20 protein-coding genes are annotated in these 21,653 nt (G+C 73.7%); 10 read left to right on the top strand and 10 right to left on the bottom strand.

Going from position 1 to position 21,653, the window contains the following annotated elements:
- Positions 1–98 precede the first annotated feature (98 nt).
- Positions 99–1,205, top strand: a complete 1,107-nt coding sequence (locus SZN_RS25055; protein ID WP_007500078.1) for a DUF5937 family protein — start codon at positions 99–101, stop codon at positions 1,203–1,205.
- Positions 1,206–1,365: 160 nt separating this feature from the next.
- Here SZN_RS25055 and SZN_RS25050 read toward each other — a convergent pair whose 3' ends face one another.
- The 3 genes from SZN_RS25050 to SZN_RS25040 all read right to left on the bottom strand — a co-directional run bounded on the left by SZN_RS25050 (position 1,366) and on the right by SZN_RS25040 (position 4,082).
- Complete coding sequence (locus SZN_RS25050; protein WP_007500076.1) at positions 1,366–1,998, bottom strand: AAA family ATPase; 633 nt, start codon at positions 1,996–1,998, stop codon at positions 1,366–1,368.
- A 48-nt stretch (positions 1,999–2,046) separates the two neighbouring features.
- Entirely contained in the window at positions 2,047–2,715 is a 669-nt protein-coding gene (locus SZN_RS25045) for a response regulator (protein ID WP_007500074.1), read from the bottom strand.
- Positions 2,716–2,867: 152 nt separating this feature from the next.
- Positions 2,868–4,082, bottom strand: coding sequence for a sensor histidine kinase (locus tag SZN_RS25040; RefSeq protein ID WP_007500072.1), 1,215 nt, complete (start codon positions 4,080–4,082; stop codon positions 2,868–2,870).
- 369 nt (positions 4,083–4,451) lie between these two features.
- Here SZN_RS25040 and SZN_RS25035 point away from each other — a divergent pair, with 369 nt between their 5' ends.
- Positions 4,452–5,486: an SAM-dependent methyltransferase gene (locus SZN_RS25035; protein WP_007500070.1), complete on the top strand. Its 1,035-nt coding sequence runs from the start codon at positions 4,452–4,454 to the stop codon at positions 5,484–5,486.
- Between the two features lie 60 nt (positions 5,487–5,546).
- Here the strand turns inward: SZN_RS25035 and SZN_RS25030 are convergent, their stop codons facing one another.
- Positions 5,547–6,698, bottom strand: a complete 1,152-nt coding sequence (locus tag SZN_RS25030; RefSeq protein WP_007500068.1) for an NADH-quinone oxidoreductase subunit D — start codon at positions 6,696–6,698, stop codon at positions 5,547–5,549.
- A 31-nt stretch (positions 6,699–6,729) separates the two neighbouring features.
- On the opposite strand from SZN_RS25030, the gene SZN_RS25025 reads away from it, so the two are divergent.
- Together SZN_RS25025 and SZN_RS25020 are read left to right on the top strand one after the other, a co-directional pair.
- Positions 6,730–7,248 (top strand): PH domain-containing protein, encoded by a 519-nt coding sequence (locus SZN_RS25025; protein WP_007500065.1) that lies wholly within the window; start codon positions 6,730–6,732, stop codon positions 7,246–7,248.
- Positions 7,245–8,849, top strand: coding sequence for a PH domain-containing protein (locus SZN_RS25020; protein WP_007500064.1), 1,605 nt, complete (start codon positions 7,245–7,247; stop codon positions 8,847–8,849). The genes SZN_RS25025 and SZN_RS25020 overlap by 4 nt, the downstream gene beginning before the upstream one ends.
- 325 nt (positions 8,850–9,174) lie before the next feature.
- Here the strand turns inward: SZN_RS25020 and SZN_RS25015 are convergent, their stop codons facing one another.
- Both SZN_RS25015 and SZN_RS37720 read right to left on the bottom strand, forming a co-directional pair.
- Complete coding sequence (locus SZN_RS25015) at positions 9,175–10,878, bottom strand: hypothetical protein (protein ID WP_050815113.1); 1,704 nt, start codon at positions 10,876–10,878, stop codon at positions 9,175–9,177.
- Positions 10,879–11,058: 180 nt separating this feature from the next.
- Complete coding sequence (locus SZN_RS37720) at positions 11,059–11,274, bottom strand: hypothetical protein (protein ID WP_007500062.1); 216 nt, start codon at positions 11,272–11,274, stop codon at positions 11,059–11,061.
- A 483-nt stretch (positions 11,275–11,757) separates the two neighbouring features.
- Here SZN_RS37720 and SZN_RS25005 point away from each other — a divergent pair, with 483 nt between their 5' ends.
- From SZN_RS25005 to SZN_RS24980, 6 genes are all read left to right on the top strand, one after another.
- Positions 11,758–13,590 (top strand): phosphatidylglycerol lysyltransferase domain-containing protein, encoded by a 1,833-nt coding sequence (locus tag SZN_RS25005; RefSeq protein WP_043732927.1) that lies wholly within the window; start codon positions 11,758–11,760, stop codon positions 13,588–13,590.
- Positions 13,591–13,706: 116 nt separating this feature from the next.
- Entirely contained in the window at positions 13,707–14,612 is a 906-nt protein-coding gene (folP, locus tag SZN_RS25000) for a dihydropteroate synthase (protein ID WP_078508919.1), read from the top strand.
- Positions 14,609–15,112, top strand: a complete 504-nt coding sequence (locus tag SZN_RS24995) for a nuclear transport factor 2 family protein (RefSeq protein WP_007500057.1) — start codon at positions 14,609–14,611, stop codon at positions 15,110–15,112. Before folP ends, SZN_RS24995 begins: the two co-directional genes overlap by 4 nt.
- A 306-nt stretch (positions 15,113–15,418) precedes the next feature.
- A complete protein-coding gene (gene folB, locus SZN_RS24990) occupies positions 15,419–15,778 on the top strand; it encodes a dihydroneopterin aldolase (RefSeq protein WP_007500056.1) in 360 nt (119 codons plus the stop codon).
- Positions 15,775–16,386: a 2-amino-4-hydroxy-6-hydroxymethyldihydropteridine diphosphokinase gene (folK, locus tag SZN_RS24985; protein WP_007500054.1), complete on the top strand. Its 612-nt coding sequence runs from the start codon at positions 15,775–15,777 to the stop codon at positions 16,384–16,386. The genes folB and folK overlap by 4 nt, the downstream gene beginning before the upstream one ends.
- A 58-nt stretch (positions 16,387–16,444) precedes the next feature.
- Positions 16,445–16,939 (top strand): DUF3180 domain-containing protein, encoded by a 495-nt coding sequence (locus SZN_RS24980; protein ID WP_007500052.1) that lies wholly within the window; start codon positions 16,445–16,447, stop codon positions 16,937–16,939.
- Positions 16,940–17,005: 66 nt separating this feature from the next.
- Here the strand turns inward: SZN_RS24980 and folE are convergent, their stop codons facing one another.
- The 4 genes from folE to tilS all read right to left on the bottom strand — a co-directional run.
- The gene (gene folE, locus SZN_RS24975) at positions 17,006–17,611 is read right to left on the bottom strand and encodes a GTP cyclohydrolase I FolE (RefSeq protein WP_007500050.1); all 606 of its coding nucleotides are present in this window, start codon (positions 17,609–17,611) and stop codon (positions 17,006–17,008) included.
- 123 nt (positions 17,612–17,734) lie between these two features.
- Positions 17,735–19,774, bottom strand: coding sequence for an ATP-dependent zinc metalloprotease FtsH (gene ftsH, locus SZN_RS24970; RefSeq protein WP_007500047.1), 2,040 nt, complete (start codon positions 19,772–19,774; stop codon positions 17,735–17,737).
- A 207-nt stretch (positions 19,775–19,981) separates the two neighbouring features.
- Positions 19,982–20,542, bottom strand: a complete 561-nt coding sequence (gene hpt / locus SZN_RS24965) for a hypoxanthine phosphoribosyltransferase (RefSeq protein WP_043732932.1) — start codon at positions 20,540–20,542, stop codon at positions 19,982–19,984.
- Between the two features lie 71 nt (positions 20,543–20,613).
- Positions 20,614–21,653: tRNA lysidine(34) synthetase TilS (gene tilS / locus SZN_RS24960; RefSeq protein WP_007500043.1), on the bottom strand; the 1,040-nt coding region annotated here is incomplete at its 5' end.

The raw sequence follows: 21,653 nt of genomic DNA, 5'->3' as shown, positions 1-21,653 counted from the left end.
GTGCCCGGCCGCGCCCCGTGCGGCGGGGCCGTCGTGCCGACCGGTGGTGGCCGTCCACCGGTGGCCGGGTTGTCAGTGGCGGGGTGCACCATGAGGACATGAGCGTGACCATCGACATCGCGGGGCTGCGGCCGGAGAGGCTCGCCGTCGTGCCCTCACCGCTGGCCGAGCTCGGCATGGCGCTGCACGCCCTGTCGGAGCCGGGGCACCACCCGGGCCTCCAGGGCTGGGTCACGGGCGTGACCGCTCGGCTGGACTCCCATCTGGCCGACCGGATGAGCGAGGCCGACTTCCTGTGGCGGACGACGTTCTCGGACCTGTTCATGCCGTTCGCGGGCATCCCGGGCCGCAGCACCCTGCCCGGTGCCGCCCTCGTGGACGAACTCGACCTCCTCGACAAGCTGACGGACGAGCAGTTCGTCGCGACGGCTCTGGAGTTCACCTGCGCGCTGCCGTACAGCACACGCGGGCCCGACGTGCTCTCCGACCGCGAGGTGCGCAGGCGCGCCCTGGACCTCGCCGCCGCGCGCGGGCCGCAGCAGCTGCGCTTCAGCGAGCGCCTCCTCGCCGATCCGCCGCGGATCAGGACCTGGCTGCGGCAGTTCCTCCAGGACTGTGACGAGGCGTTCTTCGCGGAGACCTGGTCCCGGCTGCAACACCAGCTCGCGGCGGACGCCCGCCACAAGACCGACCTGCTGCGGCACAAGGGCCTCGCGGAGGCGCTGGGCGCGGTGTCCTCGGCGGTGACCCTGGACGAGTCCGCCACCTTGATCACGGTCGACAAGCTGGGCGACGGCCACACGGGCGTGGGGGACGGCCGGCTGCTGCTGGTCCCCACCAGTCTGGGCTGGCCGCACCTGATGGTCCTGCACCGCTGCGACTGGCAGCCGGTGCTGCACTACCCGGTCGGCTCGCCCGAGCCCACCGCTCCTCCCCCGCTGGACCAGCTGGCGCTGCGGATGACCGCGCTCTCCCATCCGGTGCGCATGCGCCTCTGCCGCAACCTCGCCCGCGGCGCGCACACCACCGGCGAGCTGGCGCAGGCGCACGGCATGACGGCGCCGGAGATATCCCGGCACCTGGGGGTGCTCAAGAAGGCGGGCCTGATCACCACCCGCAGGCGCGGACGCTACGTGCTGCACCAGCTGGACGTGGCGGTGGTGGCCCGGCTGGGGAGCGACTTCCTGGAGGGCATCCTCAGATAGCGGGCGGCGGACGGCGCGGGGGCGGTCCAGGCGCGCCCTGCGGACTCCACGGCCCCCGACGCCCGACGGCCCCCGAACCGCCCGAACCGATCCCCCGGGTCGGTCCGCCGGGTCGCTCCCCTGGAGCGATCCGTCCGGCGCGACCGCCCCGCCGCGCGCGTCAGTCGAGCCGGATGCTGCGGACGCCGACCCGGGCCTGCCGCAGCCGTGTCCGCAGCCGGCCCTCGTTGTTGGGCAGCAGGGTGAGCCCGGCCAGGACGGCGATGCGGTCGGCCGTCTTGGACACGGTCGACTCGTCCGTCCACAGATGCTCCGCGAACTCCGGCTCGCGCAGCCGCTCCAGGCAGTGGTCGAGCTGCCGTACCGCCCAACTGTCCTGCCCCGAGGAGGCGTTGCGGCCGGTGGCGTACCGCAGCAGCCGTCCGAGACCGCGCTCCCGCAGCCGCTCCAGCACGGTCTCGCGCTGGGCGAGCAGCGTGAAGTGCCGTACGTCGTGGCCGAGTTCGCCGAGCCGGCCTACGGTCTCGGCGAAGTACGGGGAGCTGGTCACCGTCATGGGGGCGATCACCACTCCCTCGTGCCGGGTGAGCGCGAGGTCGAGCACCTCCACGACGCCCTGCCGCCAGGACGCCAAGTCCTGGAAGTCCCCGCGCAGTTGCGGCGGCAGTGTGCGGCGCAGCCCGAATCCGACGTGCTCGGGGTCGCAGATCACGCTGCCGGGCAGACGGCGCCGGATCTCGTGTGCGGTCTGTGTCTTGCCGCCCCCGAAGGGGCCGTTGATCCACAGGAGCATGGGCAGACCCTAGTGGGCGCCGGTCCCCCGCGGAGCACGGCCCCCGGCTCAGCCGTGCCCGCCGGCCCGGACCAGTCCCGTCTCGTACGCCAGGACCACCACCTGCACCCGGTCACGCAGCCCCAGCTTGGTCAGGATGCGGCCGACGTGGGTCTTCACGGTCGCCTCGGACAGCACCAGCCGGGCCGCGATCTCGCCGTTGGACAGGCCGTGGGCGACCAGCACCATGACCTCGCGCTCGCGGTCGGTGAGCCGTTCCAGCTCCTTGTGCCGGGGCTCCTTGCTGGAGGGCAGCATGGGCGCGAACCGGTCCAGCAGACGCCGGGTCGTCGAGGGGGCCACCACCGCGTCGCCGCTGTGCACCGCGCGGATGGCGCCGAGCAGCTCGGCGGGCGGCACGTCCTTGAGCATGAAGCCGGAGGCGCCGGCCTTCAGCCCGGAGAAGGCGTACTCGTCCAGGTCGAAGGTGGTCAGGATCAGCACCTTGGGCGGTTCGGCGTCCGCGCAGATGCGGCGGGTGGTCTCCACACCGTCCAGCTTGGGCATGCGCACATCCATCAGCACGACGTCGACCGCCGTCTCGCGCAGCACCTGCAGGGCCTCGACCCCGTCGCCCGCCTCCGCGACGACCTCCATGTCCGGCTGGGCGGCGAGCACCATCCGGAACCCGGTGCGCAGCAGCACCTGGTCGTCGACGAGCATCACGCGGATCGCCATCGGGGTCCTCTTCCGTGTCTTCCGTATCCGTCTACAGGGCTGTTGCTTCGGTACGACCGTCGCATCCGCGGGGCCGTCGGCTCAACCCTGCGCGAGGCCCCCCCGCGAGGGCGCTCGGGCGTCCGCCCCGCGCGTGGCCGCGGCCCGCGGCGTCAGTGCGCCGGTTTGAGCGGGAGGAGCGCGCTGATGCGGAATCCTCCGCCGGGGCGGGGTCCCGCGTCCAGGGTGCCGCCGACCATGCCGACCCGCTCCCGCATGCCGATCAGGCCGTGGCCGCTTCCGTCGGCGCCGCCGTCCTCGTAGAGCTCGTGCGGGGCGCCCTTGCCGTCGTCCTCGACGAGCAGGCCGAGGCCGTCGTCGAAGTAGACCAGGCGCACGCTCGCGCCCGCCTTCGGACCGCCGTGCTTGCGGGTGTTGGTGAGCGCCTCCTGCACGATGCGGTACGCCGTGAGCTCGACGCCGCTGGGCAGCGGGCGCGGGGTGCCCTCGACCTTGAAGTCGACGGGGAGGCCGGAGGTGCGGCACTGCTGGATGAGGTCGTCGATCTGCTCGACGTCGGGCTGCGGGACGTACTCGCCGCTCTCCTGGTGCTCGCCGGTGCGCAGCACGCCCAGCAGGCGGCGCATCTCGGCGAGGGCCTGGCGGCCGGTGGAGGAGATGGTCTCCAGGGCCTTCTTGGCCTGGTCGGGGGCGGAGTCGAGGACGTAGGCGGCACCGTCGGCCTGGACGACCATCACGGAGACGTTGTGCGCGACGACGTCGTGCAGCTCGCGCGCGATCCGGGCGCGCTCGGCGGCGACGGCGACCTTGGCCTGCGCCTCGCGCTCCTTTTCGAGCCGGGTCGCGCGCTCCTCCAGTTGCCCGTAGTAGGCGCGGCGGGTGCGGACGGAGTCGCCGAGCACCCAGGCCAGCGCGAACGGCACCGCCATGAAGACCGTCAGGGCGATGTTCCCGAGGACGTCGGCCTCCTGCTCGGGCCAGCGCAGCTGGGCCAGCGGCGCCGCGCACAGGCCGACCCCCAGCGCGAGCCGGGAGGCCCAGCGGGCGCCGGTCGCGGCGACGGTGTAGGTGATCACCAGGAAGGCGAAGTCGGCGAGCGTGGTCGCCACGTCCAGCGCGAGCTGGATCAGCCCCACGCCGATGGCCAGCAGCAGCATCCTCTCCGGCACGCGTCGGCGCAGCGCGATCACCAGGCAGAGCAGCAGCACCACCGGAATGATGATCGCCTCGGATCCGGTGCCCCGGGACTTCTGTCCGGCCTGCTGCTCGACGGCCGTGCTCACCACAGAGAGCCCGAAGAGGAGGACGGCCCAGAAGCCGTCGACCCACGTCGGGTGCCTGCGGAGGAAGTCATAGAGGCGCTGCACGTAAGCAAGCGTAGGGAAGGCAGATGCGTGCAGGGGTCAACCGGAGGGCCGATCCGCGGCACGCGCGCGTACTCCCCAAGGTGGAGCCCGCGTTCTCCGGGGCGCCGGGGGCTCGTCCGGCGGACCTCCGCGGAGCGCCCCGCCGCCGGGCGCAAAGGGCGTCGCGACGGGGCGTACGCCGCTTGCCGCGGCACTGGTGGTGTGGCCGGGAGGGTGTGCCGGAGGCTCGCGGCGTCCGGAACGGTGCCTCGCAAGGCGGAGCGTCACCCGCGTACCGGACGTACCCGGGTGAGGCGACAACGCCGCGAGATGCCGCTCCGGGCGTCGCGAGCCGGCAAACCCTCCCGGCCACAGCACTAGCCTGGGCGGGTGACAGCTGAGGCGGCGGACGAGTGGCGCGGGTGGCGGGTCGCGGCGGAGGCCGCCCTGTACGGTCCTGACGGCTTCTACCGGCGGCCCGAGGGACCGGCCGGGCACTTCCGTACGTCCGTCCACGCCTCGCGGCTCTTCGCGGCCGCGGTGGCCCGGCTGCTGTGCCGGGTGGACGAGGCGCTGGGGCATCCGCAGGCGCTGGACTTCGTCGACATGGCGGCGGGGCGGGGGGAGCTGGCGGCGGCCGTGGCGGCCCTGCTGCCGCCCGGCGTGGCGGCACGCACGCGTGTGTACGCCGTCGAGCTCGCCGGGCGCCCGGCCGGCCTCGACGGGCGCGTGCAGTGGCGGTCCGAGCCGCCCGCGCGGATCACGGGCCTGCTGTTCGCCAACGAGTGGCTGGACAACGTCCCCGTCGACGTCGCCGAGGTGGACGCGGCCGGGGTGGCCCGGCTGGTCCTCGTCCGGCGGGACGGCGGCGAGCGGCTCGGGGAGCAGGTCGCCGGGGAGCGGGCGCGGTGGCTGGAGCGGTGGTGGCCGCTCGGGGGACCGGCGGGCGGGCCCGGGGCGCGGGGCCTGCGGGCGGAGATCGGGCTGACCCGGGACGAGGCGTGGGCGGGGGCCGTGGCGGCGCTGGAGCGGGGCCTGGCGGTCGCCGCGGACTACGCGCACTCCGCGGGCGCCCGGCCGCCCTTCGGGACGCTCACGGGCTTTCGCGCGGGCCGCGGGACGGCGCCCGTGCCGGACGGCTCGTGCGACATCACCGCCCATGTGGCGCTGGACGCCTGCGCGGCGGCGAGCCCTCTGCCGGGAGCGCGGCTGCTGTCGCAGCGCACGGCGCTGCGCGCTCTGGGTGTCACCGGCGCACGCCCCTCGCTCGCGCTGGCCTCGACGCACCCGGCCGAGTACGTCCGCGCGCTCGCGAACGCGGGCGAGGCCGCCGAGCTGACCGCGGCCGGCGGCCTCGGCGACTTCGGCTGGCTGCTCCAGCCGGTCGGCATCGGCGGCGTACCGCTGGACGACGTCCGGGCGTAGCCGCCCTGCCTGACCCCCGGGCGTGGCCGCCGCCCTGCTTGAAGCCCAGGCGTGGCCGCGCTACTTGTCGATGTCGCCCACGACGAAGAACATCGAGCCGAGGATCGCCACCATGTCCGCGACCAGCGTGCCCGGCAGCAGTTCGACCAGCGCCTGGATGTTGTTGTACGAGGCCGAGCGCAGCTTCAGCCGGTAGGGCGTCTTCTCGCCCTTGCTGACCAGGTAGTAACCGTTGATGCCGAGGGGGTTCTCGGTCCACGCGTACGTGTGCCCCTCGGGCGCCTTCAGCACCTTGGGCAGCCGCTGGTTGACCGGCCCGGCCGGCAGCCCGGCGAGGCGGTCCAGGCAGGCGTCGGCGAGATCGAGGGCGTTGTGGGTCTGCTCCAGCAGGCACTCGAAGCGGGCGAGGCAGTCGCCCTCGCGCCGGGTCACCACCTTCAGGACGTCCGCCAGCTCGCCGTAGGCGAGATAGGGCTCGTCGCGCCGCAGGTCGAAGTCGACACCCGAGGCGCGCGCGATGGGTCCGCTCGCGCCGTAGGCGTGCACGGCCTCCGGCGTGAGGACGCCCACGCCCCGCGTGCGCCCCCGGAAGATCTCGTTGCCGAGTACCAGGTCGTCGAAGCGGTCCATGCGGGAGCGGACACCGGTGATCGCCTCCCGCGCGCGCGTGGTCCACCCGGCCGGCAGGTCCTCCTTGAGACCTCCCACCCGGTTGAACATGTAGTGCATCCGCCCGCCGGAGACCTCCTCCATGACGTGCTGGAGTTCCTCGCGCTCGGTGAAGGCGTAGAAGATCGGCGTGATCCCGCCCAGCTCCAGCGGGTAGGACCCGAGGAACATCAGGTGGTTGAGCACACGGTTCAGCTCGGCGAGCAGGGTCCGCGTCCACACCGCCCGCTCGGGCACCTCCATGCCGAGCATCCGCTCCACGGCGATGACGACGCCCAGCTCGTTGGAGAACGCCGACAGCCAGTCGTGGCGGTTGGCGAGCATGATGATCTGGCGGTAGTCGCGGGCCTCGAAGAGCTTCTCCGCGCCGCGGTGCATGTAGCCGATCACCGGCTCCGCGCGCGTGATGCGTTCGCCGTCCAGGACGAGCCTGAGGCGCAGCACCCCGTGCGTGGACGGGTGCTGGGGCCCGATGTTGAGCACCATGTCGGTGCTCTCCGCGGCGCCGCCGATGCCGACCATGGTCTCCGTGGTGGGAGTCATGGCCCCAGTCTCCCCTACGTACGCTGGCCTCATGGAGACGGGGAGCCCGGCGAACCCGGGGACCGCGCAGGGCGCGGGTGCGCAGGCCGGTCCGGCCTGGACGGGGCTGCCGCCGGGGCTGCTGAGGATGCGGCGGCTGCTGCTGGTGGTGTGGCTGGGACTGCTGGCCGTCGCCCTGGGCCTGCTGCTCGGTCTGCTCGCCGGGCCCGCCTGGGCGGCGTGCGCGCTGCTGCCGCTCGCCCCCGCGGCCTGGGGCTGGGTGATGCTGGGCCGCAACTGGCGGTCCTGGCGCTACGCCGAGCGCGCCGACGACCTGCTGATCAGCAGGGGCGTGCTGTGGCGCGAGGAGACGGTCGTGCCGTACGGCCGCATGCAGCTGGTCGAGGTCACCTCCGGCCCGGTCGAGCGGTACTTCGGGCTGGCCAGCGTGCAGCTGCACACGGCGGCCGCCGCGACCGACGCCACGATCCCCGGCCTCGACCCGGCCGAGGCGGAGCGCCTGCGCGACCGGCTCGCCGAGCTGGGCGAGGCCCGATCGGCCGGCCTGTGAGCGCGCCGGGCCTCGGCGGCGCCGTGGGTGAACGGCGCGTCACCGAGCGGCGGCTGCACCCCGTGACCCCGCTGCGGCGCGCGTGGGCGCCGATCGCCGTGCTCATCGGCTGGGCGGTGCAGGACCCCGGCCAGGCGCAGCGCCAGCTCACCCGGCTCACCACCACCACGCTCCTGATCGCACTCGCCGTCCTCGTCCCCGCTGCCGCCCTGTACGGCTTTCTCACCTGGTGGTACACGCACTTCGCGGTGACCGACGCCGAACTGCGCATCCGGACGGGGCTGGTGTTCCGGCGCACCGCGCACATCCGGCTGGAGCGCGTCCAGGCGATCGACGTGACGCAGCCGCTCCTCGCGCGCGTGGCGGGCGTCGCCAAGCTCAAACTCGACGTCATAGGCACCGACAAGAAGGACGAGCTGGCCTTCCTGGGGGCGGACGAGGCGCGTGCCCTGCGCGCGGAACTCCTCGCGCGCGCCGCCGGGTTCGCCCCCGAGACGGCGCACGAGGTCGGCGAGGCGCCCTCCCACCGGCTGCTGCGGGTGCCGCCGGACGTCCTCGCGGTGTCGATCGTCCTCACGGGCGCCACCTGGGGCTCGCTGGCCGCCGCCATCGCCGTCCCCACCGTGCTGTGGACGGTCACCGAGAGCGTGTGGACGGTCCTCGCCGTCGCGATCCCGCTGTTCGGCGCGGCGGGGGCGGCCAGCGCGGGCCGGTTCGTCGCCGAGTACGACTGGACGGTGGGCGACTCCCCGGACGGGCTGCGCCTCGACCACGGGCTGCTCGACCGGGCGCACGAGACGGTGCCGCCCGGCCGGGTGCAGACCGTACGCCTGGTGGAGCCCGTGCTGTGGCGGCGGCGCGGCTGGGTGCGGGTCGAGCTGGACGTGGCGGGCTCGTCGAACTCCGTCCTGCTGCCGGTCGCCCCGCGCGAGGTCGCCGAATCGGTCGTCGCGCGCGTGCTGCCCGGCGTGAGCGTCCCGCCGCTCGCGGCCCTGTCCCGGCCGCCGCGGCGGGCGAGCAGGTGCGTGCCGCTGTGGTCGCGCGGCTACGGCCTGGCGGTCACGGACGCGGTGTTCGCCGCCCGGACCGGCCTGCTGCGCCGCAGCCTGGCCCTGGTGCCGCACGCGAAGGTCCAGAGCGTACGGCTGACTCAGGGGCCCTGGCAGCGGCTCTGGGGCGTCGCGGACGTCCATGTGGACACGGGGGCCAACGAGACGGTCACCGCGCGGCTCAGGGACGCCGGGGAGGCGGCGGAACTGCTGCGCGACCAGGCGGAGCGGTCCCGCACGGGCCGGGGCGACGCCCGCCCCGACCGGTGGATGACGGGCGCGCCGGACACGGCAGGGGTGCCGGGTACGGATCAGGGGCGCGGAGCGCCGGCCACTGACGGCCCGCGGCCGGTGACCACCGGGCCGGAGGGACCGGAGGGACCGGAGGGACCGGAGGGACCGGAGGGACCAGAACCGGAGGGACCGGAACCGGAGGGACCGGAGCCGGCGCCCGCCGACGGACCCGCGCCCGCGACGGCCGAACTGCCGACCGGCGTTGAATCGCGGCCGGCCACCTCCGACCGGCACGAGACACGGGGACCGGTGGACTGACCCGCACGCGGCGGGAGCGGCCGCGGTGAGCCCCGCGACGGGCGTCCCCCCGCGGGCGGGCACGAGCGCCCTTGTCGCCCGGTTCCCTCCCCGGGCCGACTGGCGTCCCCGCGCGGGCGGGCACGGGAACTCGCGCGTGGGAGGGCGTCGATGCCGATGCCCGGCTCGCCGCCCGGGGGTCGGGCGGCGTCCCGTGGAGCACCCCGCGCCCCCGCCCGCGGAGCGGGCCGTACGCCGGACTCGATGCCGCCCAGGCGCGGTCGGCGGCGCCTGAGCGGGCCCCGGGAAGACCGCGGCGAGCGGACCGGGCCGGGGGCGGGCCTCGTCAGGAGACCGCGCTGCGCAGCCGCTGGACGTCGATCTGCTCGGTCTCGTCGTGCGCCGTCAGGTCGATGACCTGGCCCACGCCGCGGGACCGCTCGTCGGCAGGCTTGAACTCGGCCTCGGACTCCGCCTTGTGCAGGGCGAGTGCCTCCTGGCCGACGACGTCGGCGAGGTCCTCGTTCTGCACGGACTCCAGGGCGGAGGGCTCGGCGCCCTTCTTGGTGCCGAAGAAGTCGAAGCCGCCCTCGACGTTGGGGCGCCGGGCGGGAGTCCCCGGTACGACGGCCACCGCGGTCGGCTCGATGAAGTGCCCGGCGGGCCGCCGCGCCGAGGGCAGGGCGGGCTGGGCCGCGGCGACCGGGGCGGCCGCGCGCTCGTGCCCGCCGGCCGCCTCGGGCTTCCCCCGGGCGTCGTCCTCGGCCACCGCGGGCGGCGTGTGCGAGGCGCTGGTACGGCCGGTGCCCACGACGCCCGGTGCGGTCTGCGCAGGCCGCTTGCGGGGGCCGCCGCCGCCCCTGGGGGGCTCGTTGCCCGGAAGGCCGTTCCCCGGGGCCGACGGCCCGCCCTGAGCCGGCGTCCCGGAGGCTTCCGGGACCGCCCCGGCGCCCTTGGTGTCCTCCGCGGCCTCGGTGCCCCGTCCGGTCGCGGGCTCCGTCCGCCGCGCGTCCGGCGAGGACGCCCCGTGCGCCTCCGCGGGGGCGTCGTCCTCCCCGGTCGCCGGTTCCGCCGCCTCGGAGGCGACCGCCGAGCCCTCGGCACCGCCCGGACCCTCGGGGCCCTCGGCGCCTGCAAGGTTCTCCGCGCTCTCGCCCTCAGCGCCCTCCGCGCCCTGGGCGGCCGCGGGGCTGTCCGCACCGTCCCCGCCCGCAGCGCTGCCCGTGTCCTCCGCGTCCTGGGGGGCGTCCCCGTCGAACCGCGCGAGCGCCGCCTTGGCGCGCAGGAAGAGCCTGGACCCCTCGGGCGAGAAGGCCGCCGGAGCCCTGCCGTCGTCCCCGGCCTCCCCGGCGTCGGCGTCCCCGGCCTCCGCCTCCGCGCCGTCCTCGGGCTCCACAGCACCCTTGGCCGCGCCCTCGCCGCCCTCGGTGCGGCCCTCGTTGCCGGTCTCCGCCGCGTCCTCGGCCGTCTCGGTCCGGGCCTCCGCGTCCGCCACCGCGGGCGCCGTCACCGCGCCCCGCGCTCCGGCCGGGGCAGCCACAGCCCCTTCCGCGGCGGCGGACGGGGTGCCCGGCGGCAGCGCACGCGCGGGCGTGGTCGCCTCTATCTCCAGGACCCGGCGCTCCTCCAGCACGCTCGCGCGCTCGGTCTCCGCCGTGGCGTACCGCCGCAGCAGGGCGGCGTGCTCGTTGCGCAGGCCCGCGAGTTCGGCCCGCTTCGCGCGCAGCCGCTGCTCCAGCTTCACGCGCAGTTCGCGCGACTCGTCGAGGTCGGAGTCCAGTTCGGCGACCTTCTCCTCGTGGCGCCACTCGTCGCTCGCACGCGCGCGCGTGAGGTCGGCCACCTGTTTGCCCGCCTGACTGTCCCAGCGGCGCATGACGAACGCGCCGAGGACAGTGGTGGCCGCGGCCGCGGCGGCGACGCCGCGCAGGACGGCGGCTTGGGTGAACACCCACGGCGCGAGAGCGCAGACGACGGACACGCCTGCGATGGCCGACGGGGGAAGCAACCTGTGCAAGGGCGGGGAATGACGGTGACGTCCACGTGGCATGGCCAGAAACTTACCGCGCGTAGGCGAATCTTGGAGCCCCGCCCCGTAAAAACACAGCCGTCGCGGGCCGTTCACCCTGCATCGGGATTCGGATCACCCGCCGAATTGACGGTCGGGCAAGATCGAAAACCCCGGCACGCGGCCTTCTCCCGCCCTCCCCGTAAGGCCGTTGCGCCTTCCTCACCTGGCGCTCAGCCGTTCACCGACCCACTCGGGCGCTGCCGGAATCTCCCGCCGCCGGATCTTGAAGTCGTGCCCCCTGCTTTCACGGATGACCGACGAGATCCGGGTCGGCTTCCTGTCCTTCACGCGCGCGATGAACTCCGTCGTGTCCTTGTCGTTGGATTCCCCCGCTTTGCTGCTGCTGACCAGCAGTGAGATGTCGGGCGCGGGCATGTGCCCCAGGTACCCCCACAGGTTCGCGCGGGCGCGCAGGTCCCGGTCGCCGCGGAAGAGCCGCCCGTCGTCGCGTCGACCGGCGCCTCGCGGTGGGCGGAGAGGCCCGCCCCGGCGCCGCACACCCGCGGATGGTGTTTGCGAGCTTGAGCGCGGTACCCGCCCGTCGAACAGCCCCGCCGCGGCGGCGACCGCCGGCGCCGGCAACGTGTCGCTCGCGAGGCCCGTCGACGTCCACCTGTTCGCGCTCTCCGCCGGGAGCGCACCCGGGGCGTACGCCCGCGCGCGGCCGCCCCCCGCCTTCGCGAGGGATTGCCCCGGACTTTCCCTGGTCTTTGAAGCGGTTTCGGGAAGCCGAGTGAACCTCTCCCCGCCCGACACCGTCCTAGAGGGCGCAATGTCGCCGGATGCCCCAATCGGCACCGGATCCAAGGTCTCTCGCGGAACTCATGGGATGCGATGTCTGTCAGGACGGATGTGGAAATGTCCGGCTCGGTTCCTCAACGACCGAGCCGCGCAAGGGACATGGCGGCCCGCGCACGGCACCTGCTGAGGGGTCCGCGGCCCGCGGCCGTCCCGGTCCTGGTCGCACGGGCCTGCGCCCTGGTGGGCCTGCTGGACATCGCCGCGGGCGTCTTCCCCCGCTTCCGCCGCAGCCGCGTGCACGCGCTGGCCGAGGTGCTCCCGGGCGCGCTGGGGCCCTTCGCCGCCGCCCTCTCGCTCAGCGTGGGCGTCCTGCTGCTGCTCCTCGCCCACGGCCTGCGGCGCAGCAAGCGGCGGGCCTGGCGCGCGGCCGTCGTCCTGCTGCCGGCCGGGGCGATCGCGCAGTTCGCCTACCGCCACTCCGTCCTGGGCGCCGTCCTCTCCCTCGCGCTGCTCGCCCCCCTGCTGCGCCACCGCGACCAGTTCACCGCGCTGCCCGACCCCCGCAGCAGGTGGCGCGCGCTGGCCAACTTCGTCCTCATGGGCGCCGGTTCCCTCGCCCTCGGCCTGGTCATCGTCAGCGCCCACCCGAAGACGCTGGTCGGCGACCCGAGCGTGGCGGACCGCCTCACCCACGTGCTGTACGGGCTGCTCGGCGTCGAGGGCCCGGTCGACTACCAGGACAGCACCTCCTGGACGGTCGCCTTCTCCCTCGGCGCCCTCGGCCTGCTCACCGCGGTCACCACCATCTACCTGGCCTTCCGCCCCGAACACCCGGCCGCGCACCTGACCGCGGACGACGAGGCGCGGCTGCGCGGCCTGCTCGACCGGCACGGCGGGCGCGACTCCCTCGGTCACTTCGCGCTGCGCCGCGACAAGGCCGTCGTCTTCTCCCCCAGCGGCAAGGCCGCCGTGACCTACCGCGTCGTCTCGGGCGTGATGCTCGCCAGCGGCGACCCCATCGGCGACGTCGAGGCATGGCCCGGCGCCATCGAGCGCTTCATGGACGAGGCCAGGGCCCACTCCTGGACCCCGGCCGTCATGGGCTGCTCCGAGACCGGCGCCGAGGTGTGGACGCGGGAGACCGGGCTCGACGCCCTCGAACTGGGCGACGAGGCGGTGGTGGACGTCCCGGATTTCTCGCTCACCGGCCGCGCGATGCGCAACGTGCGCCAGATGGTCAAGCGCATCGAGCGCGCCGGTTACGAGACCCGGGTACGCCGCGTACGTGACCTCGGCGGGACCGAGCTGGAGCGCGTCCGGCGCGCCGCCGACGACTGGCGCGGCACCGACACCGAGCGCGGCTTCTCCATGGCGCTCGGCCGGGTCGGCGACCCCGCCGACGGCGACTGCCTCATCGCCACCGCCCACCGGCCCGACGACGAGCCGGGCCCCTACGGCGACCTGAAGGCGATCCTGCACTTCGTGCCCTGGGGCGCCGACGGAGTCTCCCTGGACCTGATGCGCCGCGACCGCACGGCCGACCCGGGCATGAACGAACTGCTGATCGTGGCCGCCCTCCAGGCCGCCCCGAAGCTCGGCGTCGCGCGCGTGTCCCTCAACTTCGCCATGTTCCGCTCGGCGCTGGCCCGCGGCGAGAAGATCGGTGCCGGTCCGGTCCTGCGCGTCTGGCGCGGACTGCTGCTCTTCCTCTCGCGCTGGTTCCAGATCGAGTCCCTGTACAAGTTCAACGCCAAGTTCCGGCCACGCTGGGAGCCCCGCTTCGTGGTCTACCGCGCCTCCGCCGACCTGCCCCGCCTCGGCTTCGCCGCCATGCAGGCGGAGGGGTTCGTGACCATGGCCCTGCCGCTGCCGCGCTTCCTGCGCCGCCGCGGCCCCGCCGCGCGCCCCTGCCCCCACCGGGTGGCCGAGCGGGGCGTGCGGGCGGCCTGAGCCCCGCCTCCCCCGCGGACCCGGCCGGTGCCCCGCCCCTCCCGCGGACCCGGCCGGTGCCCCGCCGGCCCGGGGCACCGCACGTCACCGCCCCTGCTTGGGCCTACGCTGAACATATGAGCAAGCAGAGCGGACGCGGGCGCGTCGCGGGCCTTCCGCAATGGGACCGGTGCGCGGTCATGGGAGTCGTCAACGTCACCCCCGACTCCTTCTCCGACGGCGGCCGCTGGTTCGACACGACCTCCGCCGTCAAGCACGGACTCGCCCTCGTCGAGGAGGGGGCCGACCTGGTCGACGTCGGCGGCGAGTCCACCCGCCCCGGCGCCACCCGCGTCGACGAGGACGAGGAACTGCGCCGCGTCATACCCGTGGTCCGCGGCCTCGCCGCCGAGGGCGTCACGGTCTCCGTCGACACCATGCGCGCCTCCGTCGCCGGACAGGCCCTCGCCGCCGGCGCCGCTCTCGTCAACGACGTCAGCGGCGGTCTGGCCGACCCCGCGATGATCCCCGTCGTCGCGGACGCGGACGCCCCCTTCGTCGTCATGCACTGGCGCGGCTTCCTTCGGGGCGGCAACGTCGAGGGCGTGTACGCCGACGTCGTCGCCGAGGTCGTCGACGAACTGCACGCACGCGTGGAGGCCGTCCTGGCCGGCGGCATCGCCCCCGACCGCGTCGTCGTGGACCCCGGGCTCGGCTTCTCCAAGGACGGCGCGCACGACCTCGTCCTCCTCGCCCACCTCGACCGTCTCCGCGCGCTCGGCCGCCCCGTCCTGGTCGCCGCCTCCCGCAAGCGGTTCCTCGGCCGGGTCCTCGCCGGCCCGCAGGGGGCGCCGCCGCCCGCGCGCGAGCGGGACGCGGCCACCGCGGCGGTATCCGCGCTCGCCGCCCACGCCGGCGCCTGGGCCGTACGCGTGCACGAGGTGCGCGCGACCGCGGACGCCGTACGCGTCGCACGCGCCGTCGAAGGGGCGCGCGGCCCGCAGACCGCGCCCGGCGCGCACCCGACCGAAGGAGCCCGGTGAGCGCCCCCCACACCGATGTCGAACAGGTCGAGGCCGCCAACACCGCCTTCTACGAGGCGATGGAGCGGGGCGACTTCGAGGAGCTGTCCTCGCTCTGGCTCTCCCCCGCCGACCTCGGCATCGACGAGACGTACCACGACCCGGCCGACGCCGGCGTGGTCTCCTGCGTCCACCCCGGCTGGCCCGCGCTCACCGGACGCGGCGAAGTCCTCAGGTCGTACGCCCTGATCATGGCGAACACCGACTACATCCAGTTCTTCCTGACCGACGTGCATGTCTCCGTCACCGGCGACACCGCGCTGGTCACCTGCACCGAGAACATCCTCAGCGGCGGCCCGGCGCCCGACGACGGCGACGAGCTGGGCCCGCTCGTGGGCCAGCTGGTGGTCGCGACCAACGTGTTCCGGCGCACTCCGGAGGGCTGGAAGATGTGGTCCCACCACGCCTCGCCGGTTCTGGCCGAGAACGACCGGGAAGACGGTGACGAAACCCCCTCCTGAGCGGGTGGGCGCCCCCGGGGACGGTCACGGTGACGACCGCGCGACGCCACCCGCCCGAAGGCCCGCGCGCGACCGCCGGGACCAACGGGTGGTTGGGATCACGCGGCCCCGGGTAGGGGCGGCTACCAACCTGTGAGCCGCCGGGTTCCCCAGGGGAAACACGCGATGAATCCTCTCGGCCCCGGCCCGGACCGCCACCCCGCGGCCCGGCCGTGTCCGTGCCCGCAGGTAGATTCGGTCGGGGCCGGTGTGCCGCCCGCACACGGCACCGACCGGCCGTCACCGACGATTGCAGGAGTGATTCGCGTGGATCGTGTCGCGCTGCGCGGCCTGAAGGCCCGCGGGTACCACGGGGTGTTCCCCGAGGAACGCAGGGAGGGCCAGACGTTCGTCGTGGACCTCGTCCTCGGCCTGGACACCCGGCCCGCCGCCGCCGACGACGACCTGGCGAAGACCGTGCACTACGGCGTCGTGGCCGAGGAGGTCGTGGCCGCCGTCCAGGGCGAACCGGTCGACCTCGTCGAGACACTCGCCGAACGTGTCGCCCAGGTCTGCCTGAAGCACGAGAGGGTCCACGAGGTCGAGGTCACCGTCCACAAGCCGGACGCGCCGATCACGGTCCCCTTCGACGACGTCACCGTCACCATCACCCGGAGCCGAGCATGAGCGCACCTTTCCTCCAGGGCCCCAGCGACCCGACCGTCCAGCCGGTGCCCGCCTCCGTCGTCGAGAAGGTCGACGCCGCCGACACCACCCTGCACAACCCCCGGCGGGCCGTGCTCTCCATCGGCTCCAACCTGGGCAACCGCCTGGAGACCCTCCAGGGGGCCGTCGACGCCCTGGAGGACACCCCCGGCGTCCGCGTCAAGGGCGTCTCGCCCGTCTACGAGACCGAGCCGTGGGGCGTCGACCCGGGCACCCAGCCCTCCTACTTCAACGCCGTGGTGGTGCTGAAGACGACCCTCCCGCCGTCCTCGCTGCTGGAGCGGGCGCACGCCGTCGAGGAGGCCTTCCACCGGGTCCGCGACGAGCACTGGGGTGCGCGCACCCTCGACGTCGACATCGTGTCCTACGCCGATCTCGTCTCCGACGACCCGACGCTCACCCTCCCGCACCCCCGCGCCCACGAACGCGCCTTCGTCCTCGCCCCCTGGCACGACCTGGACCCCGAGGCGCGGCTGCCCGGCCTCGGCACCGTCGCCGATCTCCTCGGCACCGTCACCCGCGACGGCGTCGCGGCACGCGGCGACCTGGAACTCCGGCTGCCCGAGTAGTCGTTAAGGTCAAGACGCCCCGCACTCCGCGGGGCACCGGGGGAGCCGAAGGGAAGCCGTGAGAGAGCTGCGCATCAGGACACTGGTCGGCGTGTTCGTCGTCGCGGGGGTCCTGTCCTGGGCGGGCGCCCGCCTGTGGAACTCCGTGGGGACCCTGCCCAGCGTTCCCCTGGCCGCCCCCATCGTGCTCGCGGTGATCGCCGTGGTGCTCCTGGCCACCGCGCTCTCCCTGCGCGCGCGGCTGCGCGCCCAGCGCGAGCGCCGCCCCGAGGCCAAGGGCGTAGACCCCCTGATGGCGGCCCGCGCGGTCGTCTTCGGCCAGGCCAGCGCGCTGGTCGCCGCCCTGGTCGCCGGCATGTACGGCGGCACGGGCGTCGTCCTGCTGGAGTCCCTCGACATCCCCGCCCGCCGCGACCAGGCCATCTACGCGGGCTTCTCGGTCCTGGCCGCCCTCGGTGTCATAGCGGCGGCGATCTTCCTGGAGCGCGTCTGCAAGCTCCCGGAGGACGACGACCACGACACGACGGGCACGGGCACGGCACCGACGGTCTGAGGCGCCGTCCGCGAGCCGCCGTCCGCGATCCGAGCGGCCGCCCGGCCGCCGTCAGGCGGCCCGCCGTCAGCGGGCCATGATGAGGCTCATGGCCTCGTTGCGGGTCGCCGCGTCCCGCAGCTGGCCGCGCACGGCCGAGGTGAGGGTCTTCGCGCCGGGCTTGCGGATGCCGCGCATCGACATGCACATGTGCTCGCACTCCACGACCACGATCACGCCGCGCGGCTCCAGGATGTCCATCAGGGAGTCCGCGATCTGCGTGGTGAGCCGCTCCTGCACCTGCGGACGCCGGGCGTAGACGTCCACCAGCCGTGCCAGCTTGGACAGGCCCGTGATCTTGCCGGACGTCGCCGGGATGTACCCGACGTGGGCGACACCCCGGAACGGCACCAGGTGATGCTCGCAGGTGCTGTACACCTCGATGTCCTTCACGAGCACCATCTCGTCGTGCCCTATGTCGAACGTCGTCGTCAGCACGTCCTCCGGCCGCTGCCGCAGCCCCGCGAAGATCTCCTGGTACGCCCGCGCCACCCGCCCCGGCGTCTCCCGCAGGCCCTCGCGGTCCGGGTCCTCGCCGACCGCGATCAGCAGTTCGCGCACGGCGTTCTCGGCTCGCTTCTCGTCGAACTCGCCGACGCTGCCCTCGCCGTCCAGCGTCACGGGGTCGGTCATGTGGTGCCTCGTTCCTTCGCGGGTGGCGCGTGTGGGTCACGCGTCTGATCTGCGGGCATACGAAAATGCCGCGCCCCCCAGGCTAGAACCAGGGGGGCGCGGCATCCATTCCGGGCCGGGGCGTCAGCTCTCCGGACGCTCCTCGGGGGCCGGCTCGGCCACCGGGGAGGGATCCGTCACCGTCGACTTGGCGGTGGAGATCGCGGGCGTCGCGCCGTTGGCGCCGTTCGTCAGGGCGAGCTCCTTGGGGGAGAGCACCGGCGGACGGGTGGACGGCGTACGCCGGGAGGAACCGGTCCAGGCGGGCCGCGGCGGGCGCTTGACGATGGGGGCGAAGACCTCGGCGATCTCCTCCTTGCCCAGCGTCTCCTTCTCCAGCAGCGCCAGGACGAGGTTGTCGAGGACGTCGCGGTTCTCGACCAGGATCTCCCAGGCCTCGTTGTGCGCGTTCTCGATGAGCTTCTTGACTTCCTCGTCCACCAGTGCGGCGACCTCTTCCGAGTAGTCGCGCTGGTGGGCCATCTCACGTCCGAGGAACGGCTCGGTGTTGTCGCCGCCGAACTTGATGGCGCCGAGACGCTCGGTCATGCCGTACTGGGTGACCATCGCGCGGGCCGTGGTGGTGGCCTTCTCGATGTCGTTCGCGGCGCCCGTGGTCGGGTCGTGGAAGACCAGTTCCTCGGCCGCGCGGCCGCCGAGCATGTAGGCCAGCTGGTCCAGCATCTCGTTGCGCGTGGTCGAGTACTTGTCCTCGTCCGGCAGGACCATGGTGTAGCCGAGGGCACGGCCTCTGGAGAGGATCGTGATCTTGTGGACGGGGTCGGAGTTCGGTGAGGCCGCCGCGACCAGGGCGTGTCCGCCCTCGTGGTACGCGGTGATCTTCTTCTCCTTGTCCGACATGATCCTGGTCCGCTTCTGCGGACCCGCCACGACGCGGTCGATGGCCTCGTCCAGCATGTGGTTGTCGATCAGCTTCATGTCGCTGCGGGCCGTCAGGAGCGCGGCCTCGTTCAGGACGTTGGACAGATCGGCACCGGTGAAGCCGGGGGTGCGGCGGGCGACGGCCGACAGGTCGACGTCCGGCGCGACCGGCTTGCCCTTCTGGTGGACCTTGAGGATCTCCAGACGGCCCTGCATGTCCGGACGGTCGACCGCGATCTGGCGGTCGAAGCGGCCGGGGCGCAGCAGGGCCGGGTCGAGGATGTCGGGCCGGTTCGTCGCGGCGATGAGGATCACGCCGCCCTTGACGTCGAAGCCGTCCATCTCGACCAGCAGCTGGTTGAGGGTCTGCTCGCGCTCGTCGTGACCGCCGCCGAGGCCGGCGCCGCGATGGCGGCCGACCGCGTCGATCTCGTCGACGAAGACGATCGCCGGGGCGTTCGCCTTGGCCTGCTCGAACAGGTCGCGGACCCGGGAGGCACCGACACCGACGAACATCTCGACGAAGTCGGAACCGGAGATCGAGTAGAACGGCACGCCGGCCTCGCCCGCGACGGCACGCGCGAGCAGGGTCTTGCCGGTTCCGGGCGGGCCGTAGAGCAGGACGCCCTTGGGGATCTTGGCGCCGACCGCCTGGAACTTGGCGGGCTCCTGGAGGAATTCCTTGATCTCGTGGAGTTCCTCGACGGCCTCGTCGGAGCCGGCGACATCCGCGAACGTCGTCTTCGGGGTGTCCTTGGTGATGAGCTTGGCCTTGGACTTGCCGAAGTTCATCACCCGGGAGCCGCCGCCCTGCATCTGATTCATCAGGAACAGGAAGACGACCACGATGAGGACGAAGGGAAGCAGGGAGAGCAGGATGCCGACGAACGGGTTCTGCTTGGACGGCGAGACCGTGTAGCCGTCCGGGATCTGCTTCTGCTGGTACTTGTTCTGCAGCGTGTTGGCGACGTCGACGCCTTGGTCGCCGATGTAGCTCGCCTGGATCTTCGAGGCGCCTTGGACCTTCACGCCGTCTTTGAGCTGGACCTTGATGTTCTGCTCGTCGCCGGTGGTGATCTTGGCCGACTCGACCTTGTTCTCATTGATCGCCTGGACGACCTGGCCGGTGTCCACCGTCTTGTAGCCGCCGGACGAGCCGACGACCTGCATCAACACGACCACGGCAAGGACGGCCAGCACGATCCACATGACCGGCCCACGGAAGTATCGCTTCACGTCCATCCATACGGAGCGGTGCCGCCCCGTCCCTCCTGCCATAGTGAGTTTGATAAGACAGTTCTTCTGACGGTACCCCAGCTTCGCCGCCCGTAGCCGCACGGGACGGCCGTCGGGCCCGTCTGCATGCTCCAACGGTGCGACGCCCGCCGGGGTTCCCGATCTTCGTACGGGCGTGGGGCCCTGCGGGTCCGCGGCGGCGGACCGCGGGGCTCAGCCGCCGTAGACGTGGGGCGCGAGCGTACCCACGAACGGGAGGTTGCGGTACTTCTCGGCGTAGTCGAGGCCGTATCCCACGACGAACTCGTTCGGGATGTCGAAGCCGACCCACTCCACGTCGATGGCGACCTTCGCGGCGTCCGGCTTGCGCAGCAGGGTGCAGATCTTCAGGGACTCCGGCTCGCGCGAGCCGAGGTTGTTGATCAGCCAGGACAGGGTCAGGCCGGAGTCGATGATGTCCTCGACGATCAGGACGTGCCGGCCCTTGATGTCGGTGTCGAGGTCCTTGAGGATCCGCACCACGCCGGAGGACTGGGTGCCGGCGCCGTAGGAGGACACCGCCATCCAGTCCATGGTGACGGGGGTGGACAGCGCCCGCGCCAGGTCGGCCATGACCATCACCGCGCCCTTGAGCACGCCGACGATGAGCAGGTCCTTGCCCGCGTATTCAGCGTCGATCTTCGCGGCCAGCTCGGCCAGCTTCGCGTCGATCTGTTCTTCGGTGATGAGCACCTGCTGGAGGTCGGCACCCATGTCTTTCGCGTCCACCCGCATCACTTTCGGTCGGTCGTCCCGCATTCGTCGGCCGGGCCGGCCCCTCCGCGTCGTGCCGGAGGGGTCGGTATTCAGCCTTGCCGGATCACCAGTCTGCCACCCTGGCGACGCGCGACGACCTTGCCGGGGAGATTGATGGCCCGCTGGCCGCGCCAGCCGGTGATGAGGCGGTCGACCTCCTCGATGTGCCGAGCGAAGAGCGAGCCGGCGGGCGCACCGGCCTCGATGGCGGCGCGGCGCAGGATCCGGCGGCGTACGGCGGGCGGCAGCGCGTAGAGCTTGTCGCACTCCAGGAGGCCCGCGGCGTCGCGGACGCCGGCCTCGGCCTGGCCGGCCCAGGCGTCGAGGGCGTCGGCGTCGTCGCGGGAGAGCTGGGCGGTGCGGGCGAGCGCTTCGACGACGCCCTTGCCGAGGGCCTTCTCCAGGGCGGGCAGCCCTTCCTGGCGCAGCCGGGAGCGGGTGTAGGCGGGGTCGGAGTTGTGCGGGTCGTCCCAGACGGGCAGGGACTGGACCATGCAGGCCTTGCGGGCGGTCTGGCGGTCGAGCCCGAGGAAGGGGCGCCGGTAGCGGCCGCCGGCCCCCGAGACCGCGGCCATCCCGGACAGCGAGCGGATGCCGGAGCCGCGGGCGAGGCCGAGCAGGACGGTTTCCGCCTGGTCGTCCCGGGTGTGGCCGAGCAGGACGGCGGCGGCGCCCCGGCGTTCGGCGGCCTCGTCCAGGGCGGCGTAGCGGGCGTCGCGGGCGGCGGCCTCGGGTCCGCCGGCGCGGCCGACGGTGACGGCGACGGACTCGACGGGGTCGAGGCCGAGTGCGCGCAGGCGCAGGGCGACCTCGTCGGCGCGCAGGTCGGAGCCGGGCTGGAGGCCGTGGTCGACGGTGACGCCGCCCGCGCGGATGCCGAGTTTCGGGGCTTCGAACGCGAGGGCGGAGGCGAGGGCCATGGAGTCGGCGCCGCCGGAGCACGCCACGAGCACGAGCGGGGAGGGGGGTCGCTCGTGGGGGGCGGTGCGGCGGGGCTCCTGGGGGGACTGGCCCGGGAGCCCGCAGGACGTGGCGCGTGCGGCGGCGCGGACGGTGCGCGCGGCGGCGGACGGCGGCGCGGCGGACGCCG

Source organism: Streptomyces zinciresistens K42 (genome assembly GCF_000225525.1).
GTDB classification, from domain to species: domain Bacteria; phylum Actinomycetota; class Actinomycetes; order Streptomycetales; family Streptomycetaceae; genus Streptomyces; species Streptomyces zinciresistens.
This window is presented reverse-complemented; position numbering and strand designations above follow the sequence as displayed.